Below are 25,065 nucleotides of genomic sequence, written 5' to 3' on the forward strand. Positions count from 1 at the left end.
GCCAGAGAGGACGCACGCGTGGCAGCACGGAGAGGACCGACATACCGCAGGCGCGAACTGGGCAAGGAGCTGAGACGCCTGCGGGAATCATCGGACCTGACCATCCAGGAGGCCGTTTCGGGGCTCGGCTTCAGCGAGACAAAGCTCGGCAGAGTCGAGACGGGGCACAACAACCTTCCGCGCACGGAGGATCTGGAGCAGCTGCTGGACCGTTACGGCGTCGATGACATCGATGATCGGGACGCTCTGCTGACGATGCACAGAGACTCACTCAGCCGGAACCCTTGGATCCCGTTTCGGCATTTCATGCCATCCGGCATGCCGATGTACATGGGGCTTGAGTCTGACGCGCGCGAACTGAGGGCCTGGCATCCGATGCTGGTCTTCGGGTTGCTTCAAACCGAGGCGTACACCCGTGCGCAGTTCATGGGGGCCAAGCCGGTCGAGGAGGCCACCACTCAGTTCGTGGAGAACAACGTCCGCATGCGCATGGAGCGCAAGCAGCTCCTGATGCGCATGAGCAACCCTCTGAGCCTCCGCGTCATCCTGGATGAGTCAGCGCTGCGGCGGGTGATCGGGGGTGCGGACGTGATGAAGGAACAGTACGAGGAGATTGAGCGACTGAACTCGCTCGACAACGTCACCGTCCAGATTCTCCCGCAGCAATTCGCGGCATTCCGCGCCGACAACAACTTCCTGATCATGGACTTTGACTCGACCGTGGATTCAATCGTCCAATCAGACATCTCGGACTCGATTTCAATCACTGACAAGCCGATCGATGTCTGGAAGTACAATCAGAGGTTCGACGCGATGCGGAGCGAAGCTCTGGGCCCCTCGGCAACGGCCGGCTTTCTTCACCAACTATCGCGAGAGCTCTGAACGATGACCAATCAAATCAACTCGCCCTGGATCAGTGCTTCCTGCACGTGGAGGAAGTCCTCCTACAGCAGCTCATACGGAGGAGCGTGCCTCGAAGTCACCGACCTGACGAGTCACATCGGCATCCGTGACTCCAAGTGCGATCAGGGCCCGGCCCTGATCGCCTCCACCACCGCCTGGCACATCTTCCTCACCTTCGCGACCGGCCCGGCCGGCACGGCCTGACCGGCGACTCATCCAGCACGGCTCGGCGCGGAGTGCCCCTCACACACCACCGTGGCACTCCGGGCCCCGCGAGGCCCTGTCAACCACCACCCTTGACCCAACCCTCCACTTGACGCGAATCTGACGTGACACTAAGTGACAGCGCATGTCACTCTCAGCTCATGAGGAAAGTCGCAACGTTAGCAGTGACGGCATCGGTGGCAGCCGCCCTCCTCACCAGCCCGACCCCATCCGCGCACGCGGTGCCCCACTGGAACAAGAGGGTCAAGTGCGAGGAGACCGACCCCGACGACAGGGCTATCCCCACACGGACAGGCAACCACGAACTCGGCTGGAGTCACTTCTCCGGCAAGCACAACATCAAGAAGTGCAAGATCGTCAATGCAGCCCTCGCCGGCAGGGTCGACAAAAAGAACGGCGCTCGCCTCGAATACTGGGCCCACGCAATCAATGGCGGCCGACAGGTGAAGATCGTCGTGATCGTCCAATACGCGCGCAAGACAGCTGACGGGGTATACGATGCGGGCCGCGGTCAGAAGATCGGCGTCATCACGGCCTATTGCAAGGGTACAAACAGGTGCCCCGACTGGGTGAACGAGTGACAGTCATGGACGAAGAAATCGCGGAGTGGCAGGCAGACATCACCCGCCAACTACTCCACCACATCCACGCCCCCCTCACCGGCGCCCAGTACATCCGGGGCATCCTCCCCGTGCCTCCACCCGCCGAAGCCATCACCTTCATCACGGGCACCAAGACCGCACGAACCCCGCACAGAGTTCTCGGCTACGAGATCCCCCTCCGCACCGACAGCGGCCGGCCACGCACCTCGGGCGATATGACCGGCATTCTGCGCACTCTCTACACCGGTACTCACATCTTCTCCAGCAGTCTCGTGAGCACCGTAATGGGCATGACCGTCATCCGTGTGGACCCGAGCACCTTGACCTTGAATGCCCCGTCCGCCGACGACAACGCCCTGCGGATTCTGCGCGCCATCGTGGAGCCCTGGACCGAAGAGCAGCCGGACCCGCGTCTCAGAGGCTTCCTCTTCCTGGCTCAGGACCGACTGCGTCTCTACCTCGACACCGAGGGCGCACCCGGGGTGATCGGTGCTGATGTGCGGCCGTCCGGTGCCATTACCGCCCTGGTCGCGGCTCTGCCGTCCCTGATCGCCGAGAAAGAGCGGATTACAGTCGACAGCAGCGATCCGCACTGCTCACACCTCGTGGACCTCACCGACTGGTGAGAAGAGCACTTCCGGGCCGACGGCGCCCGCCTCAGCGATCCCAGGGAGCAGCTCGCCCTCCCATCGGCTGTGGAAGGCGACTCTCCGAGTCGATACGGTCTCCCAGGTCCTCAACACGCGCGGGTCCGTGAGTCTTCAGCATCTCGTAGCCATCCATGGTGCGCGATCGTCAGACAGGTCGGTATTCCGCGTGGGGGGTGGCCCGCTCCCACGCCGCCTCGTACGCTGCCGCGTACTGGTCCGCGAGAACCGGATCGCGGTGCACCTCCATACGCGGGCCGGTCCACTGCCCCTCGCCGCTGAAGTGGTGGAGGATCACCGTTTCCTCGTCCATGACCCAGCCGTCCAGCACGGGAAGCAAGAGGCCGCGAGCCCGTGAGCGGGGCAGCCAGCGCACGTCTTCACCCGCTGCGACATTGGTGAACGTGCCGTCGTACTCATAGCGCACGTAGTCGCTCAGCGGCTCGGAGACGACGCGCAGCCGCCGCATGGTCACGCCCCGGCCGGTCGTCGCGGCCACCACGTCGAGCCACGAGCGCCACCACGAATCGCGGTCGGCCGGGTCGTATCGGTGGCCTTCCCTCCAGCGGATGAACTCGGGATCGTCGCGCATGTAGCTGTCCCGCATCTCAAGGTGCATGGCCGAGCGCCGCGTTTTGGCGAGTGCTTCACGTACCGCTGTTGCCACCATTGGCCTCACTGTTCGGGCGGGGGATGAACTGGAGCATGCTCGCGGGGAGACGAATCACGCTTTCATGCTCCGGAACATCGGTCGAGTGGCCGGGCACCGATCCGACTTCCCGCGCTTGGCGAACCGTCTCCTCGTCCGCTGTCCACGACTGAATGATCAAGTCTCCTGTCGTGTCGTCCAGCCAGATCGTGGGCGATCCGTCATCGGGAGTGTTGGGCCAAATGCCCAGGAACTTCAGAGCCATTGAGTCCTCCTGTACCTGGTCGGTCGTGGGCGGCACGAGCCTCACCTCTGCGCGTGAGCGGCGCAAGAGCGCGTGGAAGCAGAGACGTACGCCCCCCACGCGCGTCGCCCCGGTGGGGTGACAGGCACGGGAGTTCTGTGGTGGCGCCCGCCGGCACGGCCAGCGCCGAGTGGAGAGAAGAGTGCTCAGAACCCGTCCAGCCCGATCACCGTCCCGAACGGATCCACCACCTGTGCGATCCGGCGCCCGCTCCCGTCCCCGATGTCCAGCGGCCCCCGGTGATGCGCGCAGCCCGCCGCCAGCAGACGCTCCCGGGCCGCGTCCAGGTCGGCGACCGACCAGTACGGCACCGGGCTGCCGCCCCTCGGGTTGCGGGTCTCGTCCACGGGGTGGAAGCCGAATTCGACGCCTCCCGCATCGAGCCAGGCGTATACAGCCGTGCCGTCCCTGTCGAGATGGAGCTCCGCCGACAGGACCTCCGCCCACCAGCGGGCGGAGGTCTCCGGATCCTCGGCGAAAACCATCACCGCGCGGATGCCCCGGAACAGGGGTACTGAGCTCACAGTTCGACGCGGAGTTCGTCCACGCCCCGGATCACATAGCCGGGGTTCCACTGCGGCTCCCCGGCCAGTCGCATCGTCGGGGCCTCCCGCAGCAGCTCGCCGAAGGAGGCCGTCAGCTCGACGCGGGCCAGCGGGGCGCCGAGGCAGAAGTGGATGCCGGCGCCGAAGGTGACATGAGGGTTCTCGGCGCGGGTGAGGTCCAGGGTGTCGGGGGCGGGGAAGCGGGCCGGGTCGCGGTTGGCGGAGCCGAAGAGGAGGGCGAGTTCGGAGCCGCGCGGGATGACCGTGCCGTCGATCTCGATGTCGTCCAGGACCCAGCGCTCGAACATCTGGAGCGGGGTGTCGTACCGCATCAGTTCTTCCACAGCTGTGGACAGCAGCGAGTGGTCGGCCCGCAGCGCGGCGAGCTGTTCCGGGTGGCGGAAGAGGGTCCACCAGCCGTTGGCGGTGGTGTTCACGGTGGCCTCGTGGCCCGCGTTCAGCAGCAGCACACAGGTGGAGATCATCTCCTGCTCGCTGAGCCGGTCGCCCTCGTCGTGCGCGGCGATCAGCGCGGAGATCAGGTCATCGCCCGGGGCGGTGCGGCGGTGGTTGATCAGGTCGCGGAGGTACGCGGAGAAGTCCAGCGAGGCCCGGACCGCCTTGCGGGCGGTCTCCTCGGAGGGGTTCAGCTCGAACATTCCGCAGATATCGGCCGACCAGGGACGGAGCAGGCCGCGATCCGGCTCGGGGATGCCCAGCATCTCGGCGATCACCGCGACCGGGAGGGGTTCGGCGACCTCGGCGAGGAGGTCGCCGCCGCCGTTCTTCACCAGCTCCGCGACCAGTTCGGCGGCGAGCCGCCGTACGGTCGGCTCCAGCGCGGCCACGGTCCGGGGGGTGAACGCCTTGGTGATCAGCCGGCGGATCCGGGTGTGGTCCGGGGCCTCCAGGTCGAGGATGCCGTGGTCATTGAGGGTGTGGAAGGGCTGGTGCGCGGCGGGCGGCGGGGTGCGGCCGAACTCCTCGTGGGTGAAGCGGTGGAGATAGGTGCGGCCGAGGCGGCGGTCGCGCAGCAGGGCGGAGACATCGGCGTAGTGCGGGATGAGCCACTGCCGGGTGGGCTCGAACCAGTGCGCCCGGCCGCCGGCCCGCAGCCGCTCGTACGCGGGGTAGGGATCGGCGATGAAGGCGGGCGACCATGGTTCGAAAAGTGCGTTCATATACGGACGTTAACCCTCGTTATCCCCTGCTGGCCAGAGCTGGGCGGCGGGTGCGATCCGGTTGTGACCTGGACCGGTATCGTCCCGCCGCACAGCTGTGACCTGGGGAGATGAGGGAGGCGGGCTAGCCCGGGGTGACCAGGCGGGCCTCGTACGCGAAGACCGCCGCCTGGGTCCGGTCGCGCAGGCCGAGCTTCACCAGGACCCGGCTGACATGGGTCTTGATGGTGGATTCGGCGACCACCAGCCGGGCGGCGATCTCCGCGTTCGACAGGCCCTGGGCGATCAGCACCAGCACCTCGGTCTCGCGCTCGGTCAATTCGCCCACCTGGGAGAGGGCGGCCACCTTCGGACCCTGGCCCAGCTTGGAGAATTCGGTGATCAGCCGGCGGGTCACGGTCGGCGCGAGCAGGGCCTCGCCGGCCGCCACCACCCGTACCCCGTCGGCGAGCTGCCGTGCGGAGGCGTCCTTGAGGAGGAAGCCGGAGGCGCCGGCCCGCAGCGCCTGGTAGACGTATTCGTCCAGGTCGAAGGTGGTGAGCACGAGCACCTTCGACGCGGAGTGGGAGGCCGCGATCTCCCTGGTCGCCTCGATGCCGTTCAGCTCCGGCATCCGGATGTCCATCAGGACCACGTCCGGGGCCAGCTCCGCCACCTTCGCGAGTGCCTCGCGGCCGTTCACCGCCTCGCCGATCACCTCGATGTCGGGCATCGCGTTCAGCAGGACCGAGAACCCCTCGCGGACCATCATCTGATCGTCGACGATGAGAACACGGATGGTCATGACGGGGACTCCTCGGAGGCGGTCGCCGGCGGGGCGACGGGGATGAAGGCGGTGACCTCGTAGCCGCCGTCCTCGGTCGGCTCATTGGTCATCACACCATCGAGCATGGTCACACGCTCGCGCATCCCGGTGATGCCGTGCCCCGCTCCCGGTGACGCCTTGACCAGGCCCCGGGGCGCGGTGTTCACGATCCGCAGGCCGAGGCCGCCGAGTACATAGCTGACCTCCACCCTGGCGGAGGAGCCGGGGGCATGCCGCAGGGTGTTGCTCAGGGCCTCCTGGACGATCCGGTACGCGGAGAGCTCGACGCCGGGCGGCAGCGGGCGGACGGCGCCGGTGCCGGTCTTCTCCACGTCCAGTCCGGCCTCCCGGACATTGGCGATCAGGGTGTCGAGATCGGCGAGGACCGGCTGGGGCGCGTCGGGGGCCTCGTAGTCCTCCGCGCGGACGACCCCGAGGATGCGGCGCAGCTCACCGAGGGCGGCCACCGCGTTCTCGCGGATGGTGATGAACGCCTGCTCCAGCTCGGGCGGCGGGTTCTCCACCCGGTAGGGCGCGGCCTCGGCCTGGATGGCGACCACCGACATGTGGTGGGCGACCACGTCGTGGAGCTCGCGGGCGATGGTGGTGCGCTCCTCCAGCAGGGTGCGGCGGTCGCGCTCGACGGCGGTGACGGTCTGCTGGGCGGCGACCTCCTGCTCGGCGTCCCGGCGGACATGCCAGACGGTCACCGCGAGAAGCATCAGGGCCGCGACGAAGAGCAGGCCGACACTGCTGCCGTCGCTGTAGTACGTCGTCGCGAGGAAGGTCTCCGTCACGAACACATAGGCGGCGGTCACCAGCCACATCCAGGCGGCGGTCCGGGGGCGGGTGCGCAGCGCCACCACGGTCATCACGGTGAGGTACGCGATGAAGCTGCTCGGTGTCCAGGAGGCGTTCCAGTAGCCGCTGAAGTTCTCCGCGAGGGGCGCGCAGAACAGGGCGAGCCAGAAGGCGGCGATCGGCCGTATCAGCGTCATCACCACGGCGAGGGCGGTGAGCGACGCGATGAAGAGGATGACCAGGCTGTGGGGCATCGCGGTGAAGGCGAGCGCGAAGACGAAGAGCGCGATCGACAGGACCACGGCATGCGGGGTCCAGCCCGCGTGGGCGCGTATCCGGTCGGGGAGGCGGCGGGTCACCGGGCCGTCCGTGGCCATCGGGGCCAGCGGACGGAAGGCGAACACATCGTGGAGCAGGTCGGTGCGGAGCCCCTGGAGGGCCCCGGTCATCAGGCGGTATTCAAGGCTTCTGGTCTTCTCGGTCACGTTAATGAAGGTAAGGGGGGCGGATGGGCGCGGTCGTCACCATCGCTGCGGATTCCGGCCCGTCCGTCCTGAGGACTACCCGGGGGCCGGATCGGCTGCGGGGAGGACGCCCGCGCCTCCGCCGGGCGGCTGATCAAGGACACCCGTGGGCGCCCGGCGGCGGGCCCGGAACCGTACCGGGCCCGCCGCCGCCGTGACCTCAGCCGCGCGGAAGGCGCCCGCCGCTGTGACCTCAGCCGCCCGCCGGAGCCGCGCGGAAGGCGCCCGCCGCCGTGACCTCAGCCGCCCGCCGGAGCCGCGCGGAAGGCGGCCGCGTGCTCCGCCGCCCACGCGGCGAAGGTACGGGCCGGGCGGCCGGTGACCTTCTCCACCGTGTCGGCGACGGTGCGGCCGATCTCCGGGGTGTTCCCGTACACATCCAGCAGGAACGCGATCAGCTCGTCGTCGTGCCCGGCCGCGCGCCACTCGGCCACCGCCTCGTCGCGGGTCAGCTCCACCACCGCGATCTCCCTGCCCCGGGCGGCGGCCAGCGCCGCCGCCTTGTCGTGGACGGTGAGCACCTCCGGTCCGGTGATCACATACTCCCGGCCGCCATGGCCGTCCTCGGTCAGCGCCACGGCCGCCACCGCGCCGATGTCGCCCTCGTGGACCATGGCGCTGAGCCGGCCGGTGAAGGGCTCGCGCACCCGGTCGGCGGTGGTGACGGAGTCGGCCCAGGAGAGCGCGTTGGACATGAACTCCACCGGCATGATCACCGTCCAGGCGAACCCGCTCGCCCGCACGGCGTCCTCCAGGGCGCTCGGACCGCCGCCGTGCAGCACGGTGATCCGCCGCGCCCCGGCGGCCCCGGCCAGCTCCAGAATGCGGGGGCCGGTCTCCAGCGGGGCGAAATAGGGCCCGCCGAAGGTGATCAGATGGAGGCCGGTGACCCCGTCCAGGGCGGCGGCGAGCGTGTCGGGCTCGGTGAGATCGCCGCGTACGACCTCGACTCCGGCGGGGAAGTCCGCCTTCGCGGGGTCACGGGTGAGGGCGCGCACGCTCTCGCCCCGGTCGAGCAGTTCCCGGACGATCTGGCGTCCGACGGTTCCGGTTGCTCCGGTCACAAGGTTGGTCATGGGAAGAACGTAGAAGGACTTGCGGTCAGCCACTGTCCGCGAGTCCGGACCGGGCCGGAGCCGGCCGTGCCCGTGTCACCAGGCCAGTTGGGCGATCTCCTCGGCGGCCACGGCGCAGGCGTCCGCCGCCGGGTCGACCGGCGGGAAGTGGCCGACCTCCTCCAGCAGGGTCAGCCCGACCGTCTCCCCGGCCTTCGCCGCCGCGTCCACGAAACACTCCGCGACGGTGTACGGGACGGCGATGTCGTCCCGGCCCTGGACCACCGCCGTGGCGATCCCGGTCGGCAGCAGCGCCGCCGGATCGGTGTGGGCCAGGCGTTCCGCGTACGCCTCCGGCTCCCCGAGGAGCTGGCGCACCGCCCCGTCGCAGACCTCCAGCTCCGCCGAGCGGACCAGATCGGCGATCGGGGCGAGGGCGACGACTCCGCGCAGCGCGGGCGGTGCGGACAGGCGCCACGGGGAACCGGCCGGCAGCACATGCCGGGCCGCCGCCCAGAGCGCGAGATGGCCGCCCGCCGAGTGGCCGGTGAGCACGGTGCGCCGGGCGTCCGCCCTCGGCAGCGCCCGGGCCACCAGGCCGGGGAGCGCGTCCAGAGCGGCGGCGACATCGTCGAAGGTCTCCGGCCAGCGTCCCGCGACCGGCCCGGAACCGCCCTGCTGGGGCAGGTCACGGCCGCGCCGGTACTCGACATTGGCGACGGCCAGACCGCGCCGGGCGAGGAAGTCCGCGAAGGGGGTCATGTACTGGCGGTCGTACGGGGCACGCCAGGCGCCGCCGTGCAGCACGACGACGAGCGGCACGCTCTCCGCCGCGTCCGGCGGCCGGCCGTCCCGGGGGGCATAGAAGTCGATGATCTGATCGGGATGCCCGCCGTAGGGGAGAGTCGCGTCCGGAGCCACGGCCGGATGCGAGAAAGCCGATTCGGTCTCGGCGGTGTCACGGGTGACGGGGTCCGGCATGCGTTCCAACCTTCCCAGGGTGTAGCGGGTTTGGCCCCGCGGGCTCGGAGAAGGTGACCGCGGAAAATGACCTGACCAGCGGGGACGGTATCAGTACCCCCGCCGGTCAGGTTCGAGGCCGCCTCAGGCCGCGGGGACTTCGCCGAGCACCTCGGCGAGCACGGCCGCGGCGCGCTCCGCGTCGGCGAATCGGGTGTAGAGCGGGGTGAATCCGAAACGCAGCACGTCCGGCCTGCGAAGATCCCCCACCACACCGCGTGCGATGAGCCCGGCCATCACCGCGGGCGCCTCGGCACACCGGAGCGCGATCTGGCTGCCGCGCTCCCCGTGCGCGTACGGGGTCATCGAACGGACCCTGGAATCCGGCCCGTCGAGACCGCCGGGGACGTACTCCGCGACACAGTCGAGGAAGAGATCGGTCAGGGCGAGGCTCTTCGCCCGTACGGAGTCCGGGCGGACCCCGTCCCAGACCTCCAGCGCCGCCTCCAGCGCGAGCATGGAGAGGATGTCGGGGGTCCCGACCCGGCCCCGGGTCACCCCCTCGGCGGCGGTGTACTCCTCGGTCATCGCGAAGGGGTCGCCGTGCGAGGTCCACCCCGGCAGCGGCGAGTCGAAGAACCCCTGGTGCCGCTGGGCCACATGGAGGAAGGCGGGGGCGCCGGGCCCGCCGTTCAGATACTTGTAGGTGCAGCCGACCGCGAAGTCGACCCCGCAGTCGTCCAGCGCCACCGGAAGAGCGCCCGCGCTGTGGCACAGGTCCCAGACCGCGACGGCCCCCGCTTCGTGGGCGGCGGCGGTGAGGGCGGCCATGTCGTGCAGCCGCCCGGTGCGGAAGTCGACATGGTTGATCAGCACCGCGGCGGTCGAGGGGCCGAGCGCGGCGGGGAGTTCGGCGGCCCGGACCGGGATCAGCCGCCGGCCGGTGAGCCGGGCGGCGGAGGCGGCGAGATAGCCGTCGGTCGGGAAGGTGGCGGCGTCGACCAGGACATCGGTCCGGGCGGGGTCGTCGTGCAGCCGTACCGCACCGACCACCGCCTTGAAGACATTGACGCTGGTCGAGTCCCCCACCACGATCTGGCCGGGGGCCGCGCCCACGAGGGGGGCGATCCGGTCGCCGATCCGCTCGGGCGCGGTCCACCACGCGCTCTCGCTCCAGGAGCGGATGAGGAGTTCGCCCCACTGGCGGCCGACCACATCGGCCACCCGGGCGGGGACATGGGCGGGCAGCGCGCCGAGGGAGTTCCCGTCGAGATAGACGCCCTCGGGGAGGGTGAAGCGCGCGCGCAGGGGGGCCAGTTCATCGGCGGCGTCGAGCTTGGCGGCACGCTCCAGCAGCTCACGGGAGACGGCGGCGGTGAGGTTCTCAGACATGGCTGCGCGCCGTCCACAGCTCGGGGAAGACATTCTTCCGGGCCCGCTTCTCCAGCCAGGCGACCCCGGCCGAGCCGCCGGTGCCGGTCTTGGAGCCCATGGCGCGCCGGGTCGCCACCAGATGGTCGTTGCGCCAGCGCCACACCAGCTCGCCGACATCGGTCAGCGCCTCGCCGAGCCGGATCAGCTCGGCGTTCTGGTCCGGCTCCCGGTAGACCTCGGCCCAGACCTGTTCGACCTGTGCGTCGGGCTCGTAGCGGAGGGAGAGATCGCGCGCCAGCACCTCCCGGGGCACGGCCATCCCGCGCCGGGCGAGGAACCTCAGCACCTCGTCGTAGAGGCTGGGCTGGTGGAGCGCCTTCTCCAGCTCGGCGAGGACGCGGGGCGCGCCCCGGTGCGGCACCAGCATGGACGCCGACTTCTCGCCGAGCAGGAACTCCATCCGCCGGTACATCGCCGACTGGAAGCCGGAGCCCTCGCCGAGGGCGCTGCGGTAGGAGTTGAACTGCGCGGGGGTGAGCTGCCCCAGCGGCTTCCAGCTGTCGTTCAGCGCCTCCAGCTCGCGCACCGACCGCTTCAGCGCGTCCACGGCGACGGGGACGCGGTCCTCGCGCAGGGCGCGTCCGGCGGTCTCCCACTCATGGACGATGACGGTGAACCACAGCTCCATCACCTGAGTGGTGACGAGAAAGACCATCTCTCCCGGGTCGCTGGAGAGGGGATGCTGGAGATGGGTCAGAACATCCGCCTGGACGTAGTCCTCGTACGGAGTGGTGCCCGCGAAATCGAGATTCGGGGCCGCGTCATGTGACATCACTGTCTCCTCGACGTGTCCGGGTAGCGGTCCGCCCACCTTCCTGCCGGCATGGGAGCCCCGGTCCCCAAGGCGATCATAAGCCGGGGCCCGCACCGGGCGACTTCTCAGCCGCCGGTGCGGGCCCCGGAGGACCTGCGGAGCTAACTCAGCGTGTCCGCCGCGGTCTGCGAGGAGTCGCGCAGGAAGCCGGAGCAGCGCTCGTACTCCGCCTGCTCGCCGATCGACTGCGCGGCGCGGGCGAGAGCGTGCAGGGCGCGCAGGAAGCCGCGGTTCGGCTCGTGCTCCCAGGGCACCGGGCCGTGGCCCTTCCAGCCGCTGCGGCGCAGGGCGTCGAGGCCCCGGTGGTAGCCGGTGCGGGCGTACGCGTACGACTCGACGACACTCCCCCGCTCGAAGGCGTCATCGGCGAGCCGGGCCCAGGCGAGGGAGGAGGTGGGGTACTTGGCGGCGACATCGGCCGGGGAGGCGCCGGAGGCGAGGAGCTCCCTCGGCTCGGGGTCGTCGGGGAGGTGGGTGGGGGGCGGTCCCCCGAGAAGGTCTTTATGGATGGACATGCGGCCCAGTCTCCCAGGCGGGCGGCGATCGCGCGCCGGGCCGGCGGATCCGGCGGATCCGGCGGTGATGGCGCACACGGGGCCGGGGCTCACCGCGTACGGCGCCGGGGCCGGGGCGGGCTCACCGCGCCGCCGGTTCCTCGCCCTGTGCGGCGCCGCCCTCCAGCGGCGGCGCGCCGACGCCGCAGTTCACCCGGCACTCCGGCTGGACCCCGGCCCGCGCCGGGCGGCGGACGGCGACCGCCGCGATCAGCGCGCCCAGGACCAGGATCCCCGCGCACATCGGCATCGCGCGCCGGAAGGTGTCGTTGAACTCCGTCGCCGAGCGGTACGCCTCCGGCCCCATCCCGGCGAGCAGCGGCAGCGCGGCCACGGCCAGGAGTCCGGCCGCGCGGGCGGCGGCGTTGTTGATGCCGCTGGCGATTCCGGCCCGGCCGGTGTCGACGGAGGAGAGCACGGTGGCGGTCAGCGGGGCGACCAGGGTCACCATGCCCAGGCCCATCACCACCAGCGCGGGCAGTACGTCGCGTACGTACGAGGCGTGCTCGCCCACCCGCAGCATCAGCAGCATCCCGGCGGCGCAGAACAGGGGGCCCGCGGTGAGCGGGATCCGGGGGCCGATGCGCTCCGCGAGCTGCCCGGAGCGGGCGGAGAAGAGCAGCATCAGCACGGTGGTCGGCAGCAGCGCGACACCGGCCTCCAGCGCGGAGTATCCGGAGACCACCTGGAGCTGGAGCGCGACCAGGAAGAAGAAGCCGCCGAAGGCCGCGTACACACAGAGAGTGACGAGATTGACGGCGGTGAAGAGCCGGGACCGGAAGACCGAGAGCGGCAGCATGGGCTCCGGGCGCCGCTTCTCGACCCGGACGAAGGCCACGCCCACGAGGACCCCGGCGACCCCGGCCCACCAGGCGGTGTCGATGAGGGCGTAGGTCACCAGGGTCAGCGCGGCGGCGCCGAGGAAGGCGCCGAGGATGTCGAACCGGTGGTGGTGGGCGCGCGGGTCGCGGGACTCGGGGACATGGCGCAGGGCGACGGGTACGCAGATCGCGGCGAGCGGCACATTGATGAGAAAGATCCAGCGCCAGCCGGGCCCGTCCACCAGCCAGCCGCCGACGAACGGCCCGATCGCGGCACCGACACCGCCGAGCCCGGACCAGAGCCCGACGGCGCGGGAGCGGTCGTCGGGGTGGAAGCTCGCCTGGATGAGGGCGAGGGAGCCGGGGGTGAGCAGCGCGCCGCCGACGCCCTGGAGGGCGCGGGCGACGATCAGTGTGGTGCTGTTGGGCGCGAGCCCGCAGAGCAGCGAGCCGATGGCGAACCAGACGATGCCGATGACGAAGATCTTCCGGCGTCCGTAGCGGTCGCCGAGCGCGCCGCCGAGGAGGATCAGCCCGGCGAGGGTGAGCAGATAGGCGTTGACGGTCCACTGGAGGACGGCCATGTCGGTGTCGAGATCCTCACCGATGCGCGGCAGGGCGACATTGACCACGGTGGAGTCGAGCAGGGCCATGGTGGACCCGAGCACGGTGGCGAGGATGACCCAGCGGCCCCTGGCCGTGCCGAGCCTGATGTCTCCCGGGCGGTCGTCGTCCATGTCCGGATCATCGCAGCGCGGGGGCGGGTCCACGAGTGGGCGGACGCGGCTCGGTGAACCGTGGCGACCGGCTCAGGTGTGCAGCAGGTCCGCCACGTCGAGGGTGACGGCGGGGGCTCCCTCAGGGCCCACGGAGGCGGGGAGGGTGAGCTGTTGGCCGGAGGCGAAGAGCTCATGGTTCTCGTAGCTGTCGCCGACCGGGTTGGTGAGGAGATGAACCCGGCCGTGCTTGCGGTTGATGATCAGGTAGGCCGGGACCTTGGCCTCCGCGTAGGCCCTGGGCTTGTCCCGCAGGTCGTTGTTGTAGTTACTGGACGTCACCTCCGCCACCAGGCGGAAGATGACGGGGTCGGCGCAGTTGCTCTCGACAATGTGTTCGGCGTAGTCGGCGTCGACCACCGCGAGATCGGGGATGGCGTAGTCCGACGGGCCGCTCGGCAGCCAGATGCCCACGGCCTGGACGATTCTGGTCTCCTTGCCATGCAGACCTGCGGAGATGAAGGGGAGCATGAGATCCGTGAGTACGTCGGCATGCTGAAAGTCCGCAGGCGGGGTCACGGTGAGAATGCCTCCGATGATCTCGGCGCGAAGCCCGGGGTTCTGCTCCATGAGGAGGTTCGCCACATCGAGCAGGGGCACCTCATGCTCGGGCTTGCTGCCCCAGGGGTATTCGACTGCTGCGGCAGACATGTGAACCTCCTGATGGCTGATGTCGAGACCATCATGGTAGGCCGCCCCACCCCCGTACGCCTGTATCCCTACCGCTCACCCATACGGGTGAGGCCCGGCGCTCCCCCTCGGGAACACCGGGCCTCAACGCTCTGAGCTGGGACTACTTCAGCTTCGTACCGGTGGAGCGGAGCGCGCCGCACGCCTCGGTCACGCGGGTGGCCATGCCGGCCTCCGCGAGCTTGCCCCAGGTGCGCGGGTCGTACGTCTTCTTGTTGCCGACCTCGCCGTCGACCTTCAGCACACCGTCGTAGTTGCTGAACATGTGGGCGGCGACGGGACGCGTGAAGGCGTACTGGGTGTCGGTGTCCAGGTTCATCTTCACCACGCCGTTCTCCAGCGCGGTGGCGATCTCCTCGGCCGTGGAGCCGGAGCCGCCGTGGAAGACGAAGTCGAACGGGGAGGACTTGCCGTACTTCTCGCCCACACCCTGCTGGAGGTCCTTCAGCAGCTCGGGACGGAGGACGACATTGCCCGGCTTGTAGACGCCGTGGACATTGCCGAAGGACGCGGCGAGCAGGTAGCGGCCCTTCTCGCCCAGGCCCAGGGCCTCGGCGGTGCGCAGGGCGTCGTCGACGGTGGTGTAGAGCTCGTCGTTGATCTCGTGCGTGACACCGTCCTCCTCGCCGCCGGTCGGGGTGATCTCGACCTCAAGGATGATCTTGGCGGCGACGGCCTGGGCCAGCAGCTCCTGGCCGATGGAGAGGTTGTCGGCCAGCGTCTCGGCCGAGCCATCCCACATGTGGGACTGGAAGAGCGGGTTCCGGCCCTGCGCGACGCGCTCGGCGGAGACCGCGATCAGCGGCCGGACGTAGGTGTCCAGCTTGTCCTTGGGGCAGTGGTCGGTGTGCAGCGCCACGGTGATGTCGTACTTGGCGGCGACGATGTGCGCGAACTCGGCCAGGGCGACGGCGCCGGTGACCATGTCCTTGTTGTGCTGACCGCCCAGGAACTCCGCACCACCGGTGGAGATCTGGATGATGCCGTCGCTCTCGGCCTCCGCGAAACCGCGCAGCGCGGCGTGGAGGGTCTGGGAGGAGGTCACATTGATCGCCGGGTAGGCGAACTTGCCGGCCTTCGCCCGGTCGAGCATCTCGTTGTAGACCTCGGGGGTTGCGATGGGCATGTGTCCGCTCCTTGTGATCCGCGGGTGTGCGATATGGGCCCTGACCTTGGGGCGACGTCATCGTCGGGCCCCATCTTTCCAGACTCGTGCGCGGAGTCCGTCACGGCCGGTCCGCCGGTGCGCGCTGGGCGCCCGCGCGGTCACCCGCCGTGTTCGCCCGAGGGGCCCGGGAACGCGCCGGGGGCGGCACCCGGATCCCGGATGCCGCCCCCTGTGGCCCGTACGGCTCAGCCGAGGCCGAGCTCGTCCAGGGCGTACGCGTAGAGGTACGGAACCCCCGCCGTGCCGCTGATCTTCTCCCCGGCGCCGGTCGCCCGGTCCACGATCGTGGCGACGGCGACGACCTCGCCGCCGGCCTCGCGGACCGCCTCGACGGCGGTCAGCGGGGAGCCGCCGGTGGTGGAGGTGTCCTCGACCACCAGGCAGCGTCGGCCCTTGATGTCCGGGCCCTCGACCCGGCGCTGCATGCCGTGCGCCTTGGCCGCCTTCCGCACGACGAAGGCGTCGACCGTCCGGCCCCGCGCGGCGGAGGCGTGGAGGATCGCGGTGGCGACCGGGTCGGCGCCGAGGGTGAGCCCGCCGACGCAGTCGTACTCCAGGTCGGCGGTCAGCTCGGACATGACCTGGCCGACCAGGGGCGCGGCCGTGCCGTCCAGCGTGATCCGGCGGAGGTCGACGTAGTAGTCGGCCTCCAGACCCGAGGAGAGGGTCACCCTGCCGTGCACCACGGCCTTGTCCTTGATCTGCCGGAGCAGCTCAGCGCGTACATCAGTCATGGCCATGAGCTTAGGGCCTCCGCGCCGGGGGCCGCGGTTGGAGACGGCACCCCGGTCAGAGGCGGCGCCAGCGCCAGGTGGCCGACATCTCCAGCGGGTCGATGGGGGTGACCAGGCGCGGCTCGGTGTTGAGGCCGTTCGGCGGGCCGGACTGGGGCTCCACACAGACCGCCTCGGCCTGCTCGTCGTAGACGACCACCCACTCCGCCGCGCTGGTCACGGTCAGCTCCAGCCGCTCCGGCCAGGTGAGGGTGACGGCGACCCCGTCGGGCATGCCGAAGCAGTCGTCCCAGGGGCCGGGGAGCGGGTCGATCCGGCGGCCGGTCGGGAGATGGTCGTCACCGCGCTCCTCCTGCCATCCGGCGGTGAAGCCGATCCGCACATCCCCGCCCGCGCCGAGGTTCCGGCGGAACCAGGGGTGCCAGCCGGCCTGGGCCGGGAAGGAGTTGTCGTAGGTCTCGACCCCCATGGTGAGGGTGAGGGAGTCCTCGGTCAGCTCGAACATCTGGGTGACCCGGCCGGTGTACGGCCAGGGCTCGGCCAGCTCGTAGGTGAAGACGGCCTCGGTGTCGCCCCGGCGGGCGGTGCGCCAGACCGTGTCGCGGCCGGTGCCGTGGATGGCGTGCGGCGCGGCGTTGAGCGGCAGTTGGTGGACGGTGTCGCCGTCGCGGAAACGGCCGTCCCGCACCCGGCCGCACCAGGGGACCATCGGGAAGGAGCCGTACCGGTCGCCCTCGCGCAGCAGCTCGGTGCCGCCGATGGCCAGACCGGCGATACGGCAGCCGTTCTGCGGGCTGATGGTCAACTCGACTTCTCCGGCGGCCAGCCGGACATTCTTCTCGCTGCTGCTCACGGCACGACCCTACTGGCACCGGGCGCCGGGACCGGGCAGCCGCCCCCGGCGCCGGCACCACCACCTGCGGCACCAGGGCCCGCGGCGTCTCCGGCGGCTGCGCTATCGGCGGCGGCGCAGGACCCGGCCGACGACGACCGCTCCCGCGACCGCGAGCGCGGCGGCCGGGGCGATCCAGCGCAGGGGTACCGCGCCGCTGCCGTCGTCGGGTGCCGGGACGGGGGCGTAACGGCCGCGCGGCGGGGCGTGGTCGACCTCCTCGGCACTGCGGCCGATCATGGTGCGCCGGGCGTGGGCCGCCTCCGCCGGGGGCTGGTCGTCGATGACCGGGAAGCCGTCGATCTCCTCGTCGTCACCGCCGAGCCCGGTGCGCTTCGGGGTGTCCCGCCCGGCCCCGTCGCCGGCCTCGGCATCGGCCTGGACTTCCGCTTCCGCCTCGGCCTCCGCCTCCGCCTCCATGACGTCCAGCTCCTCCGCGACATCCGCGTCGTCGGCGTTGTCCGCGCCGTCGGCGTCGTCAGCGCCATCCGCGCGGGTGCCGTCCCCGGCGCCGGGGCCGTCCTCCAGCGTCCCGTCGGAGATGTCCTCGGCCTCGGGCGAATCGGGCACGACCGGGGCGTCCCCGGCACCCTCACCGGCCTCGGCGCCCTCCGCGCCGACGATGCCGAGCCGTTCCGCGTCCCGGCTGCTCACCGGGCCGGGGCCCTCCGTGCCCGCCGCCGCTCCACCGGCGTCCGCCGAGGGCGGGGGCGACTGCTCGATCGCGACCTCGGCCAGCCGCTCCGCGAACCGGTCCAGCAGCCGGTGCACGGCCTGCACGGCCGCGCCGTCCGGGAGTTCGGCCAGCCGGCCCTCCGCCTCGGCCGTACCGGTGAACCCCAGCGCCGTACCGCCCTCCGCCGCCACCGGGCGGACGGTGAGCCTCACCTTCACCGAGCCGGTGCCCCGGGTCTCCGTACCGCCGCCCTCGACGGTGAAGACGCCGTCGCGCTCCACCACGGCCAGCGCGCCCCGGTAGGTGATCGAGTGTTTGCCGGCCCTGACCTTGAGCCGCCCGGCCAGGGGTCCGGCCGTGTCATCGGCGTCCCGTTGGAATCCCCGGAGGCAGCGGGCGACCCGGGCGGGGTCCCTCAGCAGCTGTCGGAGGGTCTCAGCCGGTACCGGAACGAACACCTCATGGTCCATGACCATCGAGCGTACCCACCGCGTACGCCGACGTCAGCGTTTCCCGCCCGGGCGACCGGGCGGGGCAGCCCCGTGCTCAGTCGCCGTAGCGCGGATGGATCAGGGTGGACGGGGGAAGGCCGGGCACTCTGGTGCGCTCGGCGCCCCAGGCGTCGGCGGCCAGCCCCGCCCCCGTCAGCGAGCGCAGCCGGGGCGCCGCGGGATCCAGGCCCAGCGGTGGCCGGCGGCCGGGCGCGGCGAGCAGGAAACCCCAGTCCTGCGGGGCGGAGACCTTCCCGGTGGCGGCGCGGTCCGGACCGGCCGCGAATCCGGAGAGCCGGCGGGTGGCGCGGTAGGCGCTGGTGCCGAAGCCGGCCGAGCGCAGGGTCGCCTCGACCGTCCAGTACGTACGGGGGCGGGCGGCGGGGGGTCCGGCGTGGACGGCGAGGCGCCCGCCGGGGGCGAGGACGCGGGCCGCCAGTCCGTAGAACTCCCGTGAGTAGAACTTGCTGCTGTCGGTGATCTCGGGGTGCGGGAGGTCGAGTATCACCACGTCCCAGCTGCCGCGCGGGGCGCGCAGCCAGTTGAAGGCGTCGGCGGTGACCACCTGTGTCCGGGGGTCGCGGTAGGCGTGTTCATTGAGGCCGCTGAGGGCCGGGTCGGTACGGGCGAGGCGGACCACGCCGGGATCGAGCTCCACCACGGTCACCGAGGCCGCGCCGGGGTAGCGCAGCACTTCACGGGCGGCCAGCCCGTCGCCGCCGCCGAGGATCAGCACCCGGGAGTGCGGCCCGCGCATCGCGGGGTGCACCAGGGCCTCGTGATAGCGGTACTCGTCGCGCCCGCTCACCCAGAGCCGCCCGTCGAGATAGAGATCGAGCGGGCCCTCCCGGCCGCCGGTGAGGACCACTTCCTGCACATCGGTGTGGACGGCGACCCGCACCTCCTCGCCGTAGACCGCGCGGCGCGCGGCCCGCTCGAAGTCGTCGGCGAGCAGGGCCGCGGTGCCCAGCACGGCGAGGACCGCCGCATTGGCCACGAGCAGCAGGGCGCGGGAGCGCCGGGTCAGATCGCGGCGGAAGAGCCAGAGCACCAGGGACCCGCCCACCACCGCGTTGACCGCGCCGGTGAGCAGACCGCCGGCGAGCTGGCCGAGCCAGGGCAGCAGCAGGAACGGAAAGGCGAGGCCGCCGATGAGCGCGCCCACGTAATCCGCGGCGAAGAGGTCGGCGACCGTGCCCTCCGCGTCCCGCCGGGAGATGCGCTGGATCAGCGACATCAGCAGGGGCAGCTCCGCGCCGATCAGGACACCGATGGCCAGCGAGAAGACGACCAGCACGGTGCGGGACTCGCCGAACCAGGCGAAGGAGGCGTACAGCACCATCGCCGAGCAGCCGCCGACCAGGGCGAGAGTCAGCTCCAGCAGCCCGAATCCGACCACCGCCCGGCAGCGCAGCCGCTTGGCGAGCAGGGAGCCGACACCCATCGCGAAGACCATCAGCGACAGCACCACGGACGCCTGGGTGACGGAGTCGCCGATCAGATACGAGGCGAGCGCGACCAGCTCCAGCTCGTACACCAGTCCGCAGGCGGCGCAGACGAAGACCACCAGCAGCACGAGATGCCGTCCCGCCGCTGGACGCACCGGCAGCCGGACCGCGCCCCGCGGCGGTTGCAACTGCTGCGAACGGTCGATCATGCAGTAACGCTACGTCACGATGTACACGCATCCTGTCACCCACACGTGTGTACCTGCCATACGGCGTACGGGGCGGGCTCCGGCCGGGGGGCGCACCGGAAGCACGGCGGGCGGGCGGATTCGCGCGGACGCCCGTCAGAGCGCGACGGGCTCCGGCGTGCGCTGGGCGCGCACACCGCGAGTGACGGCGCCGACCCGCGTACGGGTGACAACCAGCCGCCCCTCCTGGGGGTACGCATGCCAGGTGCGCCAGCGGACCTGGCCGTTCTCGCGCTGCGCCATCATCGCGGTGAAGGCATGCGGGGAGCCCGGAAAGGTCCCGGCCAGGGAGTTCGGGTGGTCCGCGACGAGCGCGAGGAGTTCCTGCGCGCGCCCCGCGAAGGAGCCCTCGGAGAGCGTCTCGACCCGGGCGGCGAATTCGTACTCCCAGTCGCCGACTCTCTTGGCCACGCCCAGCGGCAGGGGTGTGCTGCTGCCGGGCATGCAGGCGACGGTCTCGGAACAGCTGCCGCGCTCCTCTTCCAGGAGTACCTGGTGGGAGGCTCCGAGCAGTCTGAGCTGGAGCTTCGCCCCGGAGAGTTCGAGGTCGAGCAGGGCCAGGGCGGGGAGCGGCTCCCGTCCGAGCGCCCAGGCGAGGTCAGCGGCACGGGTGTCTGTGTAGGCGGTATGGAGAGTGGTGAGCATGGGTCGGCTCCGCAAACACGCTTCGGCGGTGGACACGTGAACCTGAGGCGCCCCTGAGACGGGAGTCAAGAGGGTGGGAGGCCGCCTGCTCGTGGCCGCCGGAATGCCGGCCTGAGGGCTGGATCGGTTCCAACAGGTTCCGTCAGCGACTGAATCATGAAGTACGCGGTGCTCGCAGTGTTTTTACCCAACTTGAAGGGGTTTCCATCCCCTAGGGGGCCTTACGGTTCAACTGTTCAACAAAATACCCCCGGAAAAGACCGAAAAATCCGGGTCCAGTGGTCAGAGACGGACAGAAAAGAGCACCCGGCGGGTGATCCCGCCGAGTGCTCTTCCTGTTGCGAACCGGAATCGGAACAGTCACGAAATGATTGCCCGCTGTTTGCGCGGGCAGTTACCCGTTTCGCGTGGCTTTACGCACTGATTGCGGGCCGGATTCCGGTACGGGCGGCGCACGGTGGACGCGGCACCGCGCCGGGGCCGGACACGGGGCGACAGGAGACGCGGCGACAGGAGACGGGCCGGCCCGGAGCCGTCTTCCGATCGGCTCCGGGCCGGCCCCCGGCACCGGCGGCGGACCGGCTGCCCCGTGTCAGCCCCTCCGCCACCGCGTCTCCGCATGCGCCTTCCCCCCGGCGACCCCGGCGCGGGCCGCGCGCGATTCAGCGCGCCCTCGGCCCCCGCTCAGTCACCGCCGCCACCACATCCGCCGCCACCGGAGGAGCTGCCGCAGGAGGACGAGGACGAGTCGCTGCCCGACCACCAGCTCCCACTGCCGGAAGAGCTGCCACCGCCACCGGAGGAGCTGCCGTAATCCGCGTCCCCGTCCCAACGCCGGCCACCGCCGCCGCTGTAGCCGCGGTGACGGCGAGAGCTTCCGCCGCGGGTCATCCGCAGCACACTCAACCCGAAAGCCACCATGGCGATAATGAAAATCGGCACCATAATGATGGCGAAAGAAGCTGACATAGCGGCTACCGTCCTTACATTTCCCCCGAAGCGATCCTCCGCGCCATTGCGTAACCGATATCGGTTTCGACTGCTTCGTCGTGATGATTCCTGTGTGCCAGGGGGATGCCCAAGGCGCCGATCCGCCAAAGCAGACTTGAGCTAGTCCAGAGGTTCCGCACAGGATGGGCGCCATGGCGACCATGGATGAACACCTCCGCAGCGGCCCCCGGCCCCTGCTCAACCGGCGGCTGGCGGAGTTCGGCACCACGATCTTCGCGGAGATGTCCGCGCTGGCCGTGCGGACGGATTCGATCAACCTCGGGCAGGGATTCCCCGACACCGACGGACCGGAGGAGATCCGGGAGGCGGCGGTGCGGGCCCTGCGGGACGGCCGGGGCAATCAGTATCCGCCGGGCCCGGGCGTCCCGGAGCTGCGCGCCGCGATCTCCGGACACCAGCGGCGCTTCCACGCCCTGGAGTTCGATCCCGACACGGAGGTACTGGTCACCGCCGGCGCCACCGAGGCGATCGCGGCGGCGCTGCTCGCCCTGGTCGAACCCGGCGACGAGGTGATCGCGCTGGAGCCGTACTACGACTCGTACGCCGCCTGTGTCGCCATGGCGGGGGGCCGCAGAGTCCCGGTCACCCTCCGGCCGCGGGACGGCGCCTACCGGCTCGACCTCGACGAGCTGCGGGACGCGGTCACCGACCGCACCCGGCTGATCCTGCTGAACACCCCGCACAATCCCACCGGTACGGTGCTCGGCCGCGAGGAGCTGGCCGCGATCGCGGAGCTCGCCGTGGAGCGGGATCTGCTGGTCGTCTCCGACGAGGTGTACGAGCATCTGGTCTTCGACGGCGCGCACCTCCCGATCGCCTCCTTCCCCGGCATGCGCGAGCGCACGGTCACCATCGGCTCGGCGGGCAAGACCTTCTCCTTCACCGGCTGGAAGGTCGGCTGGGTGACGGCCGCCCCGGAGCTGGTCTCGGCGGTCCGCTCGGCGAAGCAGTACCTGACCTATGTGTCGGCGGGGCCCTTCCAGTACGCGGTGGCCGAGGCGCTGCGGCTGCCCGCGGAGTACTTCCACGGGCTGCGGGACGATCTGCGGGCCAAGCGGGACCTGTTGAGCGCGGGGCTCACGGACGCCGGGTTCACCGTGTACCGGCCCGCCGGCACGTACTTCATCACCACCGACATCCGGCCGCTGGGCGAGAAGGACGGCTTCGCCTTCTGCCGGGCCCTGCCGGAGCGGTGCGGGGTGGTGGCCATTCCGAACGCGGTCTTCTACGACCACCGCGAGGAGGGCGCGCCCTTCGTCCGGTTCGCGTTCTGCAAGCGGGAGGCGGTGCTGCGGGACGCGGTGGACCGGCTGAGGACACTGGCACCGGCGGGCTGAGGACACCGGCACCGGCCGGCCGGCGGACCGGGGAGCGGGGCGGACGGGGCGGACCTCGGCCGGCGCCGCGCGGGGGCGGTCCCCCAGCCCGCCGCGCGGGGGCGGCCCTTCAACCCGCCGCACGGGCCGGTCCTTCAGCCGACCGGGTGGGAACGGGCCCGAAACCGGCCCTGTCGGATGCCAAGCGCTCGCGCGGGCGCCCCGGGCCGCTCATGGTCGGATGGACGACCCCTGCGCCCGCCCGGAGGTGCCCCCTGTCCGCCGATCCTGCCGCTCACACCGTGGTCGCCGAAGCAGCGGCGGCGACGGGAGCACGGCCCGCCGACGGACCCGGGAGCGCCGCCCGCGCGCGGGCCTCGCTGCTGCGGGCGCTCCCCGCCCTCGGGCTCTTCGCCGCCGCCCGGCTGACCGGGGTGCTGGTGATGGCGGGCTGGGCCCGGCACATCGACCGCCCGGCCCGGCGGACGCTGGCCAGATCCTGGGACTCGGACTGGTACATGCTCATCGCCGAGCACGGCTACGGCCGGGTGCTGACCTGGCCCGACGGCGCGGTCCAGAGCGATCTGGCGTTCTTCCCGCTCTACCCCGGGCTGATCCGCGCGGTGACCTCCGTACTCCCCGTCACCAGCGGAACCGCCGGACTGCTGATCTCCTGGACCGCGGCGGGCGCGGCGGCCTGGGGCATCCACGCCATCGGCGAGCGGCTGTACGGGCGGCGCGCGGCGGCCCTGCTCGTCCTGGTCTGGGGGCTGCTGCCGCACTCGGTCGTGCTCTCGATGGCCTATACGGAGCCGGTCCTCACCGCCTTCGCCGCCTGGTCGCTGTACGCGGTGCTCACCGGGCGGTGGCTCTGGGCGGGCGCGCTCGCGGCGCTGGCCGGACTCGCCCGGCCCAATGGCATCGCGGTGGCGGCGGCGGTGCTGGCGGTCGCCGTGCAGGAGGTGTTCCGGGCCCGCCGGCGCGGCGCGCGCCCCGCCCCGGGCGTCTGGGCGGCGGCCGGCGCGGCACCGCTCGGCTGGTGCGCCTATGTCCTGTACGTCGGTTTCCGCACCGGCGATCCGGCCGGCGGCTACTTCGCCGTGCAGCGCGGCTGGACCTCGAAGTTCGACTTCGGCACCGGGGCGCTGCGGGTGGTGCGGGACATCGTGCTCCGGCCCGCGCTGCTGCCGATGACGATGACCCTGGTGATCGTCGCCGTCTCGGTGGTGCTCTTCCTGCTGCTGGTGTCGGAGCGTCCGCCGCTCGCGCTGCTCGTCTACACCGGCGTGCTGGTGCTGATCACGGTGGGCGGCTCCGGCTTCTTCGAGTCCAAGCCGCGTTTTCTGCTGCCGGCCTTCCCGCTGCTGGTGCCGGCGGCGCTGGCGATGGCGAAAGCCCGGCCCGGAGCGGCGGCCGTGGTGGCCGCCGCCCTGGCCGGGCTCTCGTTCGCCTATGGGACGTATCTGCTGACACTGTCCCCGATGGCGCTCTGAGACCTCGTCCGGCGCCCCCGGAGCCGGGTGCGCGCGGGTGCGGGGTGGCTCAGGCGGCGTCGTCGGGCTTGTCGTCGGACTCCTCCGACGCGGGCGCCAGGCCCAGCTGCTCGACCAGCCACTTGTCGAACTCGATGGCGGCCCGCACCCAGCTGACCGTGGAGGACACGAAGTGCTCCAGGGCCACACCGGTGCCGATGAGCATCTGCGCCTCACCGATGAGGCGGATGGTGGCGCCGCCCTCCTCGTCCTCGTGGAGGTGCGTGTAGACCTTGGGCCACAGGGTGAGACGGTTCCAGCCGTCGATCACCTCGAGGATCTTGGCCCGCTCCTCGACCGGCAGCGGCCGGTCGTAGTAGGTCCGGACGGAGAAGACCTGCTGGTCGTCCTCGCCGCGGAACATGAAGTACGTGCGGAATTCCTCCCACGGTGCCGCGAGGTCGCCCTCGTCGTCAACGACGTACTTCAGCTCCATCTGGTCGAGGAGCTGCTTGACCAGGTCCTGGTCGGGAACGACGGGGCCCGCCGGTCCTGCGGCCTGAGGCTGGGGCTGGCCCCCGAAATTAGGAATCGAGGACGGATCGATGGTCACCGTGAATTTCCCTTCGTACGGTTGCCGCCATCCTCCCCCATGCCGGGGCGGGCGTGGCAAC

At 71.0% G+C, this 25,065-nt stretch carries 27 protein-coding genes; 7 read left to right on the forward strand and 20 right to left on the reverse strand.

All coding sequences use genetic code 11. The features are described 5' to 3' along the window. Positions 1-18: 18 nt before the first annotated feature. The 4 genes from AAFN69_RS01150 (at position 19) to AAFN69_RS01165 (ending at position 2,356) form a co-directional block, all read left to right on the forward strand. A complete protein-coding gene (locus tag AAFN69_RS01150; protein ID WP_347726305.1) occupies positions 19-882 on the forward strand; it encodes a helix-turn-helix transcriptional regulator in 864 nt (287 codons plus the stop codon). Between the two features lie 3 nt (positions 883-885). Then, positions 886-1,107 carry a DUF397 domain-containing protein gene (locus AAFN69_RS01155; protein ID WP_347726306.1) on the forward strand — a complete coding sequence of 74 codons (222 nt, stop codon included), beginning with the start codon at positions 886-888 and terminating at the stop codon, positions 1,105-1,107. A 161-nt stretch (positions 1,108-1,268) separates the two neighbouring features. Beyond that, positions 1,269-1,709 carry a hypothetical protein gene (locus tag AAFN69_RS01160; RefSeq protein WP_347726307.1) on the forward strand — a complete coding sequence of 147 codons (441 nt, stop codon included), beginning with the start codon at positions 1,269-1,271 and terminating at the stop codon, positions 1,707-1,709. A 5-nt stretch (positions 1,710-1,714) separates the two neighbouring features. Further along, positions 1,715-2,356: a hypothetical protein gene (locus tag AAFN69_RS01165; protein ID WP_347726308.1), complete on the forward strand. Its 642-nt coding sequence runs from the start codon at positions 1,715-1,717 to the stop codon at positions 2,354-2,356. Between the two features lie 169 nt (positions 2,357-2,525). On the opposite strand, the gene AAFN69_RS01170 is transcribed toward AAFN69_RS01165, so the two are convergent. From AAFN69_RS01170 to AAFN69_RS01260, 19 genes are all read right to left on the reverse strand, one after another. Continuing rightward, entirely contained in the window at positions 2,526-3,044 is a 519-nt protein-coding gene (locus AAFN69_RS01170; protein WP_347726757.1) for a DUF6879 family protein, read from the reverse strand. Continuing rightward, positions 3,025-3,291 carry a hypothetical protein gene (locus AAFN69_RS01175; RefSeq protein ID WP_347726309.1) on the reverse strand — a complete coding sequence of 89 codons (267 nt, stop codon included), beginning with the start codon at positions 3,289-3,291 and terminating at the stop codon, positions 3,025-3,027. The genes AAFN69_RS01170 and AAFN69_RS01175 overlap by 20 nt, the downstream gene beginning before the upstream one ends. Before the next feature lie 185 nt (positions 3,292-3,476). Continuing rightward, a complete protein-coding gene (locus tag AAFN69_RS01180; protein WP_347726310.1) occupies positions 3,477-3,854 on the reverse strand; it encodes a VOC family protein in 378 nt (125 codons plus the stop codon). Next, positions 3,851-5,056, reverse strand: a complete 1,206-nt coding sequence (locus AAFN69_RS01185) for a cytochrome P450 (RefSeq protein WP_347726311.1) — start codon at positions 5,054-5,056, stop codon at positions 3,851-3,853. The genes AAFN69_RS01180 and AAFN69_RS01185 overlap by 4 nt, the downstream gene beginning before the upstream one ends. A 124-nt stretch (positions 5,057-5,180) precedes the next feature. Beyond that, positions 5,181-5,840, reverse strand: coding sequence for a response regulator transcription factor (locus AAFN69_RS01190; protein ID WP_347726312.1), 660 nt, complete (start codon positions 5,838-5,840; stop codon positions 5,181-5,183). Continuing rightward, entirely contained in the window at positions 5,837-7,111 is a 1,275-nt protein-coding gene (locus AAFN69_RS01195; protein ID WP_347726758.1) for a histidine kinase, read from the reverse strand. The genes AAFN69_RS01190 and AAFN69_RS01195 overlap by 4 nt, the downstream gene beginning before the upstream one ends. A 314-nt stretch (positions 7,112-7,425) precedes the next feature. Further along, positions 7,426-8,262, reverse strand: coding sequence for an NAD(P)H-binding protein (locus AAFN69_RS01200; protein WP_347726313.1), 837 nt, complete (start codon positions 8,260-8,262; stop codon positions 7,426-7,428). Positions 8,263-8,337: 75 nt separating this feature from the next. Further along, positions 8,338-9,222: an alpha/beta hydrolase gene (locus tag AAFN69_RS01205; RefSeq protein WP_347726314.1), complete on the reverse strand. Its 885-nt coding sequence runs from the start codon at positions 9,220-9,222 to the stop codon at positions 8,338-8,340. Between the two features lie 123 nt (positions 9,223-9,345). Then, complete coding sequence (kynU, locus tag AAFN69_RS01210; RefSeq protein WP_347726315.1) at positions 9,346-10,593, reverse strand: kynureninase; 1,248 nt, start codon at positions 10,591-10,593, stop codon at positions 9,346-9,348. Next, positions 10,586-11,407 (reverse strand): tryptophan 2,3-dioxygenase family protein, encoded by an 822-nt coding sequence (locus tag AAFN69_RS01215; RefSeq protein WP_347726316.1) that lies wholly within the window; start codon positions 11,405-11,407, stop codon positions 10,586-10,588. Before AAFN69_RS01215 ends, kynU begins: the two co-directional genes overlap by 8 nt. 143 nt (positions 11,408-11,550) lie before the next feature. Next, positions 11,551-11,964 (reverse strand): DUF3151 domain-containing protein, encoded by a 414-nt coding sequence (locus AAFN69_RS01220; RefSeq protein ID WP_347726317.1) that lies wholly within the window; start codon positions 11,962-11,964, stop codon positions 11,551-11,553. 121 nt (positions 11,965-12,085) lie between these two features. Then, positions 12,086-13,561, reverse strand: a complete 1,476-nt coding sequence (locus tag AAFN69_RS01225) for an MFS transporter (RefSeq protein WP_347726318.1) — start codon at positions 13,559-13,561, stop codon at positions 12,086-12,088. Positions 13,562-13,633: 72 nt separating this feature from the next. Then, complete coding sequence (locus AAFN69_RS01230) at positions 13,634-14,251, reverse strand: Uma2 family endonuclease (RefSeq protein WP_347726319.1); 618 nt, start codon at positions 14,249-14,251, stop codon at positions 13,634-13,636. Positions 14,252-14,393: 142 nt separating this feature from the next. Continuing rightward, positions 14,394-15,416 (reverse strand): class II fructose-bisphosphate aldolase, encoded by a 1,023-nt coding sequence (gene fbaA / locus AAFN69_RS01235; RefSeq protein WP_347726320.1) that lies wholly within the window; start codon positions 15,414-15,416, stop codon positions 14,394-14,396. A 227-nt stretch (positions 15,417-15,643) separates the two neighbouring features. Continuing rightward, positions 15,644-16,192 (reverse strand): orotate phosphoribosyltransferase, encoded by a 549-nt coding sequence (gene pyrE / locus AAFN69_RS01240; RefSeq protein ID WP_347726321.1) that lies wholly within the window; start codon positions 16,190-16,192, stop codon positions 15,644-15,646. Positions 16,193-16,247: 55 nt separating this feature from the next. Continuing rightward, a complete protein-coding gene (locus AAFN69_RS01245; RefSeq protein WP_347726322.1) occupies positions 16,248-17,045 on the reverse strand; it encodes an aldose 1-epimerase in 798 nt (265 codons plus the stop codon). Between the two features lie 102 nt (positions 17,046-17,147). Continuing rightward, positions 17,148-18,230: an SRPBCC domain-containing protein gene (locus AAFN69_RS01250; RefSeq protein WP_347726323.1), complete on the reverse strand. Its 1,083-nt coding sequence runs from the start codon at positions 18,228-18,230 to the stop codon at positions 17,148-17,150. A 76-nt stretch (positions 18,231-18,306) separates the two neighbouring features. Further along, on the reverse strand, positions 18,307-19,908 hold the full coding sequence (locus AAFN69_RS01255) for a polyamine aminopropyltransferase (protein WP_347726324.1): 1,602 nt from the start codon (positions 19,906-19,908) through the stop codon (positions 18,307-18,309). A 135-nt stretch (positions 19,909-20,043) separates the two neighbouring features. Then, a complete protein-coding gene (locus tag AAFN69_RS01260; protein WP_347726325.1) occupies positions 20,044-20,592 on the reverse strand; it encodes a DUF2617 family protein in 549 nt (182 codons plus the stop codon). Between the two features lie 619 nt (positions 20,593-21,211). On the opposite strand from AAFN69_RS01260, the gene AAFN69_RS01265 reads away from it, so the two are divergent. The 3 genes from AAFN69_RS01265 (at position 21,212) to AAFN69_RS01275 (ending at position 24,412) form a co-directional block, all read left to right on the forward strand. Then, a complete protein-coding gene (locus AAFN69_RS01265; protein WP_347726326.1) occupies positions 21,212-21,406 on the forward strand; it encodes a hypothetical protein in 195 nt (64 codons plus the stop codon). 328 nt (positions 21,407-21,734) lie between these two features. Beyond that, complete coding sequence (locus AAFN69_RS01270; protein WP_347726327.1) at positions 21,735-22,940, forward strand: pyridoxal phosphate-dependent aminotransferase; 1,206 nt, start codon at positions 21,735-21,737, stop codon at positions 22,938-22,940. A 281-nt stretch (positions 22,941-23,221) separates the two neighbouring features. Then, on the forward strand, positions 23,222-24,412 hold the full coding sequence (locus AAFN69_RS01275; RefSeq protein WP_347726328.1) for a hypothetical protein: 1,191 nt from the start codon (positions 23,222-23,224) through the stop codon (positions 24,410-24,412). 49 nt (positions 24,413-24,461) lie between these two features. On the opposite strand, the gene AAFN69_RS01280 is transcribed toward AAFN69_RS01275, so the two are convergent. Then, the gene (locus AAFN69_RS01280; RefSeq protein WP_347726329.1) at positions 24,462-25,004 is read right to left on the reverse strand and encodes a YbjN domain-containing protein; all 543 of its coding nucleotides are present in this window, start codon (positions 25,002-25,004) and stop codon (positions 24,462-24,464) included. Positions 25,005-25,065: the final 61 nt, after the last annotated feature.

Source organism: Streptomyces sp. CAU 1734 (assembly GCF_039888735.1).
In the GTDB taxonomy this organism is placed as follows: Bacteria; Actinomycetota; Actinomycetes; order Streptomycetales; family Streptomycetaceae; genus Streptomyces.